The sequence below is a fragment of the Streptomyces sp. NBC_01520 genome, from assembly GCF_045040375.1.
Lineage (GTDB): Bacteria > Actinomycetota > Actinomycetes > Streptomycetales > Streptomycetaceae > Streptomyces.
Genome location: NZ_CP109404.1, coordinates 4,597,307 through 4,609,028, shown reverse-complemented (window position 1 = coordinate 4,609,028; position 11,722 = coordinate 4,597,307). Strand labels below are relative to the sequence as shown.

Below are 11,722 nucleotides of genomic sequence, written 5' to 3'. Positions count from 1 at the left end.
ACATCTGTCACTTTGGATACATGAGCGAACCGGTGACCGAGTCCATGGCGGAAGTCCGTCGGCACCTCGCGGACGTGATAGACCGCGCCCGCCGCGACGACACTCCGACCATCATCACGCGACGCGGGAAGAGCGAAGCCGTGCTGGTCGACATCGACGAATACCGTCGGCTGCGTGAGGCCGCGGCCCTGTTCGATGACGCCTGGCTGAACCGGCTCGCGGATGAAGCCGAGTCCGGAGGCACAAAGGGGTCGGTCTCCTTGGAGGACATGGCCGCGCTCATCCGCTCGGCACCCTGATCCATGGGCTACGTCACGCGTTTCACCCCGCACCCACAGCGGGATCTGCTCAAGATCACTCGCCAGGACGCCTTGCGTGTCCTCATGCGCCTCAGCGACCTCCAGAAGGCCCTGGACGCCGGCGACACCAGCGCCTTCGACGTCAAGGCCCTTCAAGGTCGTCCGGGGCGGTGGCGGCTGCGGATCGGCGACTACCGCGCCGTGTACACCGTCGAGGACGGGCAGTTGATCCTGTGGGTCCTGACCGTGGGCAACCGGCGCGACCTCTACCGCACCTCTGAACAGGCGTCCGGAACCGGGCCGGTGATCACCGCGTCGTCGTAACGTGCGACGTCGTGCCCTCCGGCACGGTGTGACGAAGACCGACGGGGACCGGGCGGGGCGATGACGAAGGCGGCGAACAGCAGAGCACCGTGGAGCGGGCGGCGGGGGCGGGTCCTCGGGGTGCTCTCCGTCCTGGTCGCCCTCCTCCTGGTCTTCCACTCCGTGGTCCCCGGGACCCCGGGGCACGTGGGCAGCCTCCTCGAAACGTTCCTGCCCTGGCTGGGCGTGGCCGTTCCCGTCGTGCTCGTCCTGGCCGTGCTGCGCCGCTCGTACGTGGCCCTGGCCGCGACACTGCTCCCGGCCGTCGCCTGGCTCGTCCTCTTCGGTGGCCTGCTGCTCCCGGGCGACGACTCCCCGCACACGCTCACGGTGCTCCAGCACAACGTCAGCGACGAGAACCCGGATCCGGCGGGCACCGTACGCACTCTGCTCGGGGCCGACGCCGACCTCGTCGCCCTGGAGGAGCTCACGCCCGCCGCCCTGCCCGCGTACGAGGCCGCCCTGTCGGCGGACTACCCGCACCGCGCGACGCAGGGCACGGTCGGGCTCTGGTCGAAGTACCCCCTGTCCGGCATACGGCAGGCGGACATCAAGCCGAAGGCCGTCGGGGACGGCTGGGACCGCGGACTGCGGGCGACCGCCCGGACGGCACAGGGCGAGGTCGCCGTGTACGTCGCCCACCTGCCCTCCGTCCGGCTGGGCCTGAGCGGCGGATTCAGCGCCGGCCTGCGGGACGAGAGCGCGGTCCTCCTCGGTGCGGCCCTCGCCGCCGAGCCCCTGGACCGGGTGATCCTCCTCGGGGACCTCAACAGCACCCTGGACGACCGGGGTCTGGAGCCGGTCGCCTCACAACTCGACGGGCCCGCCTCCGATTTCGCGTTCAGCTGGCCGGCGAAGCTGCCCCTGGCCCGGATCGACCAGGCCATGGCCCGGTCGGCGACGGTCACCCGCGTCTGGACCCTGCCCGCGACGGGAAGCGACCACCTGCCCGTGGCCGCCCACATCAGGTTCTGATCGCCCGGGCGACCGAATTCCTCCTGACGCACACGCTGCCCGGTCGGCAGGCGTCCACCTGACCCCGGCCGCCGCCTGAGGGTGCCGCGTCCTGCGGCGGTTCAGAGTCGGATGACGACCAGAGCGGTGTCGTCCGTGTTGCCGGACGGTGGAATGACTTCTGACAGCAGGGCGTCGGCGACGGAGTCCGGATCGGCCGACGCGTGCCGGCCGAGGCAGTCGGCGAGCCGCTGAAGGCCGGTGTCGATGTCCTCGTGGCGGCGCTCCACGAGTCCGTCGGTGTAGAGGACGAGGGTGGCGCCCTCGGAGTAGGCGGCTTCGGCCTGGACACGGGGAACGTCTTCGATACGGGCGCCGAGCGGCGGATCGGTGGCCCGGTCGAGGAATTCGATGCCGCCGTCGGCATGGAGCAGGGCAGGCGGAGGATGACCGGCACTGCTGTAGGTGACGGTGCGGTGGTCGTAGTCGATCACCGCCTGCAGAGCGGTGGTGGATTCGGCGCCGTCGACCGAGCGGGCGTAGAGGTCGAGTGCGTCGAGGGCGGCCGCGGGGCCGTCGGCCACACGCACGGCCGCGCTGAGTGCGCTCCGGAGCTGCCCCATGACGCAGGCCGCGGTCAGACCGTGGCCGACGACGTCCCCGACCGCGACCGCGAAGCGCCCGTCGGGCAGCTCGGCCAGGTCGTACCAGTCGCCGCACACGTTCAGCGCCCCGACCGCCGGCCGGTAGCGCACAGCACCCCACCGGGGGCCGAGCGGTCCGGGCGTGGGCAGCATCGCCGCCTGAAGTCGCAGGGCGACCTCGCGTTCGTGGGCGTGGGCCCGGCGCAGCCGCTCGTTGACCTCCTGCAGCTCCTGGGCCCGGGTGAACAGCTCGGCCTCCAGCCCCTTGGACCGGTCACCGCCGTTCCGCCCACCCCGGGCATGGATGAGCTCGGTGACCTCCTCCACCCGGTGCAGGAGCAGCACCACCTGCCCGTCCGGGCCGAGGATCGGGGCGTTGACCGGGCTCCAGTACCGCTCCTCCCACTCACCGGGCCGGCCGGGCCGCTCGACGTCGTAGCGCTGCAGCGCCATGGCGTCCCGCTCTCCGGTGGCGGCCACCCGCAGCAGCGACGCCTGGAGGTTGCGCATGCCGGTCGCGGCGGGATCGTTGGGGTTGTCGGGGAACACGTCGAACAGATAGCGGCCGATCAGCTGGTCACGGGTGCGCCCCGACATCTGGAGGAACGCCTCGTTGGCGTCGACGTACACCAGGCCGGTGGTGAGCAGGGTGACCGCGCCCGGCATCGCCTGGAACACCGTCTCGTAGTCGATCCCGGAGTGCTTCACGACGCCTCTCGCCCTGGGGTGCGCCAACGGCCCGAAGCCACCGGCCACACCGAACACCCACGGGCTCCCGAGACGACCGTGGCGAACCGACCACAGCGTGCCCCGTCGACCGTCCCGAAGTTCCCATTTAGGGCCATCAGCGGCATGTCACACGCCGCAGGTCACCCTTGGCCCCGTCGGACCGCTACCCGGCCGCCCCCTGGATCCCCAGCATCGCCAGCCCCAGCTGGGTCAGCTCCGCCGACACCTCTTCCGGACGGGCCCTGCGGGGGCGGCGGCTGTGGTGGGCCATGAGCTCGTGCACGGTGCCGACCATCACCATCACCACCACCCGGTGGTCCCGTTCCTCCGCCTCGCCGCGCACCGCCGCCCGCTCGGCCTCACCGGTCAGGAAGTCGGCCCACAGGTCCCGCCACCGCTTGCAGTGCTCGTCGACGGCCGGGCTCACACCCAGCACCTCGACGAACGTCACCCGGGCCTCGCGCAGATCCCGGGTCACCGCCGACACGTACGCGTCGAACAGGATCCGGAACCGCTGCTCCACCGGGCAGTCGTCCATCCCCTCCGACAACAGGGCCTTTTCCGCCGCTCGCAGTCCGCTCGTCGTCACCTCGTTGTGCAGGGTGATCAGCACACCCTCCCGGGAGCCGAACTCCTCCCAGAGCACTTCCTCCGGGACTCCGGCCACCTCGCACAGCGCCTGTTCCGACGTCTGCGCGTAGCCGTAGACGCCGAACATCTCCCGCCCCGCGTCAAGAAGCTGCGCTCGGGCCCGCACACGAGCCCTGTCGACCGTGCCGGTCAGCTGGTCCACCGGAACATCCACCACGGGTCCTCCTTCGTCTGCCACATCTCCGACTGTCGCGGCGGCGGCTGAGCGGGGTCGCGAGCGCGGAAGAGGGTTTCGTCACCTCTGCGTGGCGCCTACGCCATTGTTCTCACCCTCGCCGAGCCCCGCGTCCCGCCGCGCCGTCACCTCGGCAGGACCACCGGTACGAGCAACCCCTGAAAGCCCACGCACCGACAGGACCCGGCCGCCCGTGGGTCGTTGAGCGCCACCACCCCGTGAAAAAGCACACCCCGGGGCCGCCCGCGCACGCGTGCGCACAGAGCGTAATGACACGATCACGCTACTGCACCGCGTAAGCACCCTCTACGCATATGCCCCGAGCACAGGTATTCGATCAGGCACCCTTCAGGGTCATGCTCGCCAACTCGTGCAGCAATCCGGCCTCCACGAACGGCGCCTCGGCGGTGGGCCGCGAACGCCGGTCCGGAGGCCACGTCCGGCCGTCCGGTACGGGCACCCTCACGAACACGTCGCACCGCGCGTCCCGGCCCATCAGCCGCGCCCGGCCGGCCACCTGTACGCCGCTCCGGTTTGCGGCGGCAACAGGAAGTACATGCTCCGCCCACCGATACCGGACCGGACGATCGGACCCGCGCAGAAGTCCGCGAACGGCATCAGCTCGTACGCCACTTGCTCGCCCGTCAGCCCGGCGATACGTACGGCGTCGAAGTGGATACCCGTGTGCCGCAGGACTCCGAGGACCTGGCCGTCCCGGCCCCCGCCGCCTGGTCCGCCTTCCTCGGGCGGGTGGCCGTCGGCCAGGCGCCGCACTGGTCAGCGGGGCTGGAGCCGGGTGCGCAGGAGGCAGAATTCGTTGCCCTCCGGGTCGGCCAGGACGTGCCAGTCCTCCTCGCCGGTCTGGCCGACGTCGGCCGACCGGGCGCCGAGGGCGAGCAGGCGTTCCAACTCGGCGTCCTGGTCGCGGTCGGTGGCGTTGACGTCGATGTGCAGTCGTAGCTGCTCGGCCTTCGGGGTGCTGCCGGGGCTGAGGACGAGAGTGGGCTGCAGGCCGCCGAAGCCGGCGTCGGGCGGCCCGATCTCGATGCTTCCGTCGTCCTCGCGGCCGAGTTCGACGTAGCCGAGCACCCCGCCCCAGAAGACGGCGAGCCGCTCGGGGTCGGCGGCTTCGATGACCAGCTCACTGATGCGGCATGCCATACCGCCAGTGTATGTACGGCCCTCAGTGCCCGGCACGTCCCGGCCACGGACATGTCCGGCCGGACGCAAAGGAGTTGCCCCGCCCGCGGGCGTCCCGCACCATTCCGGTCTGTGACCCTCATGGACGAGAACGACTCCGTACGCCGCCCGCTCGCCCTGATCACCGGAGTGGGCCGCACCGTCGGGATCGGCGCGGGCATCGCCCGGCAGCTCGCGGCGTCGGGCTGGGACATCGCCTTCACCTACTGGAGCCCCTACGACCGGCGCATGGACTGGGGCGTGGAGCGGGGGGCCACCGAGGCGATCGTCCGGACGCTCACCGAGCACGGCGCGGCGCACGCGGCGATCGAGGCGGACCTGAGCGACCCGGACGCCCCCTCCCGGATCTACGACGAGACGGAGCGCCGCCTGGGGCCCGTCACCGCGCTCGTGATGTGCCACTGCGAGTCGGTGGACTCCGGGCTGCTCGACACCACCATCGAGAGCTTCGACCGGCACTTCGCCGTGAACGCCCGTGCCACCTGGCTGATGATCCGCGAATTCGGCCTGCGCTTCCGCGGTGCACCCGGCACCGGCCGGATCGTCGCCCTCACCAGCGACCACACGGTCGGCAACGTCCCCTACGGGGCCAGCAAGGGCGCCCTGGACCGCATCACCCTGGCCGCCGCGCACGAGCTCTCCCACCTCGGCGTGACCGCCAACACCGTCAACCCCGGCCCGGTGGACACGGGCTGGATGTCCCCCGAGGCGAAGGAGGGGCTCACCGCTGCCACCCCGCTCGGCCGGCTCGGCACCCCGCAGGACACCGCGCACCTCGTGGACTTCCTCTGCTCACCGCAGGGGCAGTGGGTCAACGGCCAGCTGCTGAAGAGCAACGGCGGCCTCGGCCAGTGACTACAACCATGGCGTTTCCTCGCGAGTCCTGATCATCGGCAGTCGCATTCCTGCCGCAGACGATCAAGACCGAAGGAACGCATGAACCGACCCAGAGGAACGACGGTCGCCACCGCGAGCGCCGTCGTACTCGCCGCCGCGGGCGGCCTGCTCACCGCGGCAGCCCCCGCGTCCGCCGCCGTGACCTGCGCGTCGCCCGTCTTCACGCGGACGTTCTACGCGAACACCACCTTCACCGGGACCCCCAAGGGCACGGACTGCGATTCCGTGATCGACCAGAACTGGGGTACCGGCGCGCCCGGTTACCAGGGCATGCCCTCCAACGACTTCGGCGTCCGCTGGTCCATGACCCGCGACTTCGGCTCCGGTGGGCCCTTCGCCTTCACCGCCACCTCCCTCGACGGCATCCGCGTCTACGTCGACGGCGTCCGCAAGGTCGACGTGTGGAAGAACGTCTCCACCGCCGTCTCCAGGACCGTCAACCTGACCATCCCGTCGGGCAAGCACAGTCTCCGCGTCGACTTCGTCAACTGGACGGGCGCCGCGAACGTCAAGTTCGCGTACACGCCGCGCACCACCGCGACCGTCGACAAGGTCAAGCCCCTCGTCCCCACCGGGACCACCGCGGTGTACAGCACGACGACCACGTCCACGAAGGTCAGCTGGGCGGCGAACAAGGAGATGGACCTCGCCGGGTACCGCGTGTACCGCCGGCTGAAGGGCGCCGCCTACCCCACGAAGCCCCTCGCGACCACGACGGCCACCTCGTGGACCGACACGGCCGTCCCGAAGGACGGCAACGTCTACTACTACGAGGTCCGCGCCTACGACAAGGCCGGCAACACCTCCTCGGGCACCGCCGACCTCGGCGTCACCACCGTCGACCACACCGCCCCCGCCGCCCCGAAGGGCGTCGAGGACAACTGGGCCATGGGCAGCCCCACCAGGATCACCCTCTACTGGGACAGCAACACCGAGTCCGACCTCGCCGAGTACCGGGTCTACCGCTCGACCTCCCAGCCGGTCGCCCTCACCCCAGAAAACCGGCTGGCCTCCACGGGCGGCGGGTACAGCGGACCGCTGCCGCAGACCGGTGACGTCTACTACTACGTCGTCACCGCCGTCGACACCCACGGCAACGAGTCCCCGGCCTCGGGCACCGCCATGTACTACAGCGACGACCTGACCGGCCCGGTCGAAACCCCGCTCGGCACCCGGGTCACGGAAGGCGAGACCGGCGTCACCGTCACCTGGGACGCCTCCGAGGGGACCAGCTCCGACTTCGCGGGCTGGTCGGTCTTCCGGTCGCTCAAGCCGCGCGCCGGCGGAATCACGGTGTGGGAGATCGCCCAGGGGCTGAAGGGCACCACCACCTTCGTCGACAACACCGTGAAGCCCGGCACCACCTACTACTACTGGGTGGTCGCCAAGGACTGGGAGGGCAACCCGGGCACCTCGTCCACCGACCTCCAGGTCGCCGTCGCGGGCAACACGACCGCGCCCGCCGCGATCGAGGGCGTCACCACGGTCCCCACGGAGAACGGCGTCACGGTCTCCTGGAAGGCGAGCGGCGACCCGTCCCTCGCCCACTACCGGGTGCTGCGCGGCACGTTCGCCGACGGGCGGTGGGACTGGACCCCGGTGGGCGACCGCACCAACGAACGACCGTGGCTCACCGGGACGACCTGGCACGACATCACGCCCGCCGACGGCCAGCAGGTGCGCTACGCCGTCGTGGGCGTCGACCAGTACGGCAACCAGCTCACCCCGGACACCGGCGCGGCCGTCACCGCTGTCACCGAGCTGGACCTCCGTCCGACCGTGCCGCCCGCCACCGGCTCGCCCTTCACCTGGATCCACCCCAACGGGCCGAGCTACTTCAACCTGTACCTCGAAGACACCACGAACGAGAACGGCAGCGAGGCCACCGGGTTCAACGTCCGCCGCTGGAACCCGGCGACAGGGACGTTCGACCTCCTCGGCACGGGCGAGATCTCCTACCCCATGTCGTGGCACGACGCCGACCAGCCGAAGGCGACCACGCTCTTCTACCGCTTCACCGTCCTGTACGCGGACGGCACGGAGTCGGGCGCGACCGAGATCGCCGGCGCGATCGCCTGAGCCCGGAAGCCGTACCCGGGCCGTCGGTCAACGCCCCGGGTACGGCTCCCCGCAGGCACTGCAGAACGCGGGATTCCGGTCCGCCGACAGCCGTCCGCACCCCGGGCAGACCAGGTCCAGCATGCACGGGGCCTCGCCGCCCTCGTACGCCGTCTCCGGGGCCCGGACGGCCGGCTTGATCGTCAGCCCCGGACGGCGGCGGTGCACCGTCAGATACGTCAGCCCCTCCGGCCCCGCCTCCAGGGCGCGGCGGGAGGTGCGGGGCAGCCAGGTGACCGTGGTCGGGGCGAGGTCCAGGGTGCCGCCACCCGTACGCAGGCTGCCGCCGCCCGCGAGGACGACCAGCAGCACGTCCAGGACGTCCTCCTGGTGCTCGCCCACCCCGGCGTCCGGTGGCAGGTGCACGACGTTGGCGTCCAACTCCCGCCCCTGTTCGGCGAGATGCCACAGGGCTCCGCGTTCGCCGGGTGCGGCGGAGGCGAGCAGCTCGTCCAGCACGGCCAGTACACGCGCGGTGGCGTTCATGCCGCGGCCTCCTCGTCGTACCGCTCACGGGCCTCGTGGACCTGGTCGAAGTGGGTCTCCGCCCAGGTCTTCACCGCGAACAGCAGATCGCTCAGACTGTGCCCGAGGTCCGTCAGCTCGTAGTCGACGCGGACGGGCACGGACGGCGTCACGGTGCGCGTGACGAGGCCGTCGCGCTCCAGTGCGCGCAGCGACTGGGTCAGCATCTTCTGGCTCACCCCGGCGATCCTGCGGCCGAGGTCGCTGTAGCGCATCGGGCCCTCGCGCAGGGCGCTGACGATGAGGCTGACCCACTTGTCGCCGAGGCGGCCGAGCAACTGGTTGGTCGGGCACTCCCTGAGGAACGCGTCGTACGCGGATCGGGCTTCCTCGCGGCGCTGCGCCGCCGTGCGTGTCGCCATGGGCCCGCTGCCTCCGGTCCTACCTGTGGGTGGCCTACGCACCTCGAAGTACGTACTTACCGAAAGAGAGTAACTCTTCCTAGGTTTGTGGGGCGGGAGAAACCCGCACCGTCCGCGGTGGTTCAGCGGCTCACGGATTCAGGGAGATATCGACATGCGTGCTGTGGTGGTCAAGTCGTTCGGCGGCCCCGAGGTCGTGGAGGTCGTGGAGACGGCACTGCCCGAGCCGGGTCCGGGTCAGGTACGGATCAAGGTGACGGCGGCGGCCCTCAACCCGGTGGACGCGGCGTACGGCGCCGGTGTCCTCGTGCCGCTGCCCGAGAACGGCCTGCTGGGGCTCGGCTGGGATGTGGCGGGAACCGTGGACGCGGTGGGCGCGGGGACGCCGTTCGCCGCCGGGGCCGAGGTGGTGGCGCTGGCCTACGGGCCGGGGACGGTCAAGGCCCAGGCCGAGCACGTGGTGGTGGACAGCTCGGCGGTCGCGCCCGCCCCGGCCTCGGTGGACGCGGTCCTCGCGTCGAGCGTGCCGCTGAACACCCTGACCGCCGCGCAGGCGCTCGACCTGCTGGACCCGGCCCCCGGATCCACCCTGCTGGTCACGGGTGCGGCGGGCGCGGTCGGCGGATACGCGGTGCAGCTCGCCCACCGGGCCGGGATCACGGTGATCGGGGTGGCCGGAGCCGCCGACGAGGAGCTCGTACGGTCCTTCGGCGCGGACCGGTTCGTGGAACGCGGCGCACCGGCGGGCCCGTTCGACGCGGTGCTCGACGCGGCCGTGCTGGGCGCCGACGCCCTGGCGCACGTCCGGGACGGTGGTGACTACGTGGGCGTCATCCCGCACGCCGGCCCTTTGGGCGTGCGGGGCATCCGGGTCCGGGCCGTCGAGGTGGCCGCCGACGGCAACCGGCTCGCCGAGCTGGTGAAGCTGGTCGACGAGGGCGCCTTGACCCCCCGGGTGGCACGTACGTACCCCCTGGAGCAGGCACCCGAGGCGTACCGCCGTCTCGCGGAGGGCGGTGCACGGGGACGGCTCGTCCTGGTCCCCTGAAAACGACTGGTCAGGAGGGGCGGGCGGACGGACCGCCTCCGTAAGTGGAGGCGTCCTCCCTCCTGGCCGAAACCGCCGAACGCGGCCGATAACCGCTGTACTCTCAGCCGAATGATCCAGCCCACGTCCTCGCCTTCATGGGGCACGGACGCCGAGTGTGTGGCGCTCACGCGCACCCTGCGCCGCCGCGGCACCGTCGTCCTGTCGGTGTTCGCGCTCGTCTGGGCCTTCGCAGGCGCGTCCGGACTGGCGTCGTCCGGTGCGGCCCTGGCCGTCGGGATCGCCGCCGTGCCCCTCGCGGCCGTGGCGGTCTTCCTCGCGTACCGCGAGGGGGCGGCGCCGTCGCCCCGGTCGGTGAACCTGCCGGACAACTGGGCGCGTTCGGTCGGCATCGTCAACGTCGTCGAGCTCGCGGCGGTCTTCGCGGCCGTCGCGGCGTCCAACGCCTCCGGCCACCCGGCCTTCGTCCCGCCCGCCGTGGCCCTGGTGGTGGGCCTGCACTTCTTCCCGCTCGCCCGCCTCTACGACCAGTGGCAGTACCGGGTGACGGCGATCGTGCTGAGTGCCGTGGCGGTCGTCGGGCTCGCACTCATCGCGGCGGGACTGTCCGACGAGGGCGTGCGGGCCGTCGTGGGCCTGGCCTCCGCGGCGACCCTGTGGGCGTCCGCGTACCACGTGGCCGTCAAGGGCTGACTACGCTGATCCCCTTCGCAGCCGAGGCCGAGGAGGACGCCACCGTGGACCGTGAGCCGGACGGGAAGTACCCGCCCATCGAGCCCCACGACGGGGGCATGCTCGACGTCGGCGACGGCAACCTCGTGTACTGGGAGGTCTGCGGCAATCCGGCGGGCAAGCCCGCCCTCGTCGTCCACGGCGGCCCCGGCTCCGGATGCGCTCCCCGGGCCCGCCGGTACTTCGACCCGGACCTGTACCGCGTGGTCCTCTTCGACCAGCGCAACTGCGGCCGCTCCACCCCCCACGCGAGCGACCCGGCCGCCGACCTGCGGCACAACACGACGGCCCACCTGATCGCCGACATGGAGCGGCTGCGCACCCGCCTCGGCATCGACAACTGGCTGCTGTACGGGGGTTCCTGGGGCTCCACCCTGATCCTGGCGTACGCCGAGCGGTACCCGGAGCGGGTCTCCGAGATCGTGATCCCGGCAGTGACGACGACCCGGCGCAGCGAGATCGACTGGCTCTACCGGGGCGCCGGGCAGATCTTCCCCGAGGCCTGGGACCTCTTCCGGGCGGGCGTCCCGGAGGCGGAGGGGCCGGGCGGCCTCGTCGCCGCGTACGCCCGGCGGACGGAGAGCCCGGACCCGGAGGTACGGGCGAAAGCGACGGCGGACTGGTGCGCGTGGGAGGACGCGGTCCTGTCCATGGAGACGTACACCGGCCCGCCCCCGTACGCCGGCCGGCCCGGCCGCGACCGGCTGGCGTTCGTACGGATCTGCGCGCACTACTTCGCGCACGCCGCGTGGCTGGAGGAAGGCCGGCTGATCCGCGACGCGCACCGCCTCGCCGGAATCCCCGGGGTGCTGGTGCACGGCCGCTTCGACCTGGGCGGGCCGCTGACCACCGCGTGGGAGCTCGCGAAGGCCTGGCCGGACGCGGAGCTGACGGTCATCGAGGACGCGGGCCATCTGGGCGGCCCCGCGACCACCCGCGCGGTTCTCGCGGCGCTGGACCGGTTCGCGCGGCGCGCCTGAGATCACCCCTTGCTTCGAGCGCGCTCGAAGGCGTTGGCTTGGGGG

The 11,722-nt window shown here is 71.8% G+C and carries 13 protein-coding genes and 1 pseudogene; 8 read left to right on the top strand and 6 right to left on the bottom strand.

What is annotated here, in order from left to right; genetic code table 11:
* The first annotated feature begins 20 nt into the window (after nt 1–20).
* The 3 genes from OG524_RS20940 to OG524_RS20930 are packed head-to-tail and all read left to right on the top strand — an operon-like array spanning nt 21 to nt 1,637.
* Nucleotides 21–299, top strand: coding sequence for a type II toxin-antitoxin system Phd/YefM family antitoxin (locus OG524_RS20940; RefSeq protein ID WP_405811488.1), 279 nt, complete (start codon nt 21–23; stop codon nt 297–299).
* Between the two features lie 3 nt (nt 300–302).
* Nucleotides 303–623 (top strand): type II toxin-antitoxin system RelE/ParE family toxin, encoded by a 321-nt coding sequence (locus tag OG524_RS20935; protein WP_405389324.1) that lies wholly within the window; start codon nt 303–305, stop codon nt 621–623.
* Nucleotides 624–683: 60 nt separating this feature from the next.
* The gene (locus OG524_RS20930; protein WP_405389325.1) at nt 684–1,637 is read left to right on the top strand and encodes an endonuclease/exonuclease/phosphatase family protein; all 954 of its coding nucleotides are present in this window, start codon (nt 684–686) and stop codon (nt 1,635–1,637) included.
* 101 nt (nt 1,638–1,738) lie between these two features.
* Here OG524_RS20930 and OG524_RS20925 read toward each other — a convergent pair whose 3' ends face one another.
* From OG524_RS20925 to OG524_RS20910, 4 genes and pseudogenes are all read right to left on the bottom strand, one after another.
* Nucleotides 1,739–2,926 (bottom strand): PP2C family protein-serine/threonine phosphatase, encoded by a 1,188-nt coding sequence (locus tag OG524_RS20925; RefSeq protein WP_405393136.1) that lies wholly within the window; start codon nt 2,924–2,926, stop codon nt 1,739–1,741.
* A gap of 226 nt (nt 2,927–3,152) precedes the next feature.
* Nucleotides 3,153–3,797: a TetR/AcrR family transcriptional regulator gene (locus OG524_RS20920; protein WP_405389326.1), complete on the bottom strand. Its 645-nt coding sequence runs from the start codon at nt 3,795–3,797 to the stop codon at nt 3,153–3,155.
* Between the two features lie 355 nt (nt 3,798–4,152).
* Nucleotides 4,153–4,508 (bottom strand): annotated as a pseudogene (locus OG524_RS20915) (hypothetical protein).
* Nucleotides 4,509–4,592: 84 nt separating this feature from the next.
* Nucleotides 4,593–4,976, bottom strand: a complete 384-nt coding sequence (locus OG524_RS20910) for a VOC family protein (protein WP_405811487.1) — start codon at nt 4,974–4,976, stop codon at nt 4,593–4,595.
* A gap of 120 nt (nt 4,977–5,096) precedes the next feature.
* Here OG524_RS20910 and OG524_RS20905 point away from each other — a divergent pair, with 120 nt between their 5' ends.
* Together OG524_RS20905 and OG524_RS20900 are read left to right on the top strand one after the other, a co-directional pair.
* Nucleotides 5,097–5,870 (top strand): SDR family oxidoreductase, encoded by a 774-nt coding sequence (locus OG524_RS20905; protein ID WP_405393137.1) that lies wholly within the window; start codon nt 5,097–5,099, stop codon nt 5,868–5,870.
* 81 nt (nt 5,871–5,951) lie between these two features.
* Complete coding sequence (locus OG524_RS20900; protein ID WP_405811486.1) at nt 5,952–7,991, top strand: PA14 domain-containing protein; 2,040 nt, start codon at nt 5,952–5,954, stop codon at nt 7,989–7,991.
* Nucleotides 7,992–8,018: 27 nt separating this feature from the next.
* Here the strand turns inward: OG524_RS20900 and OG524_RS20895 are convergent, their stop codons facing one another.
* Nucleotides 8,019–8,516, bottom strand: coding sequence for a hypothetical protein (locus tag OG524_RS20895; protein WP_405389329.1), 498 nt, complete (start codon nt 8,514–8,516; stop codon nt 8,019–8,021).
* Nucleotides 8,513–8,917: a winged helix-turn-helix transcriptional regulator gene (locus OG524_RS20890; protein WP_405389330.1), complete on the bottom strand. Its 405-nt coding sequence runs from the start codon at nt 8,915–8,917 to the stop codon at nt 8,513–8,515. Before OG524_RS20890 ends, OG524_RS20895 begins: the two co-directional genes overlap by 4 nt.
* A 154-nt stretch (nt 8,918–9,071) precedes the next feature.
* Here OG524_RS20890 and OG524_RS20885 point away from each other — a divergent pair, with 154 nt between their 5' ends.
* The 3 genes from OG524_RS20885 (at nt 9,072) to pip (ending at nt 11,677) form a co-directional block, all read left to right on the top strand.
* Complete coding sequence (locus OG524_RS20885; RefSeq protein ID WP_405811485.1) at nt 9,072–9,965, top strand: NADP-dependent oxidoreductase; 894 nt, start codon at nt 9,072–9,074, stop codon at nt 9,963–9,965.
* Between the two features lie 111 nt (nt 9,966–10,076).
* Nucleotides 10,077–10,658, top strand: coding sequence for a DUF7010 family protein (locus tag OG524_RS20880; RefSeq protein WP_405389332.1), 582 nt, complete (start codon nt 10,077–10,079; stop codon nt 10,656–10,658).
* Nucleotides 10,659–10,702: 44 nt separating this feature from the next.
* Nucleotides 10,703–11,677 (top strand): prolyl aminopeptidase, encoded by a 975-nt coding sequence (gene pip / locus OG524_RS20875; RefSeq protein ID WP_405389333.1) that lies wholly within the window; start codon nt 10,703–10,705, stop codon nt 11,675–11,677.
* Nucleotides 11,678–11,722: the final 45 nt, after the last annotated feature.